Below are 239 nucleotides of genomic sequence, written 5' to 3'. Positions count from 1 at the left end.
ATACCAATAGTGCGCAAAATGTTTTTGTACAGGACGGAAAGCTCAATATTAGAGCTTTGAACGAACCAAAATCCTTCCCGCAGGATCCAAATCGGTATGCACAATTCTCCTCCGGGAAGATCAACACCAAGGATCATTTTTCCCTCAAGTACGGCAGAGTGGACTTCCGTGCCAAGCTGCCAACCGGCAACGGCATCTGGCCTGCGCTCTGGATGCTTCCGCAGGATAATGTGTATGGA

1 protein-coding gene is annotated in these 239 nt (G+C 49.0%); it reads left to right on the top strand.

The window, feature by feature from the left end; translation table 11 throughout:
* Positions 1-239: glycoside hydrolase family 16 protein (locus tag ACSNOG_RS33990; RefSeq protein ID WP_436756518.1), on the top strand; the 239-nt coding region annotated here is incomplete at both ends.

Source organism: Streptomyces sp. URMC 124 (assembly GCF_051386455.1).
Lineage (GTDB): Bacteria > Actinomycetota > Actinomycetes > Streptomycetales > Streptomycetaceae > Streptomyces.
Note: the sequence above shows the minus strand (reverse complement) of the source record. Positions and strands in the feature narration are given on the sequence as shown.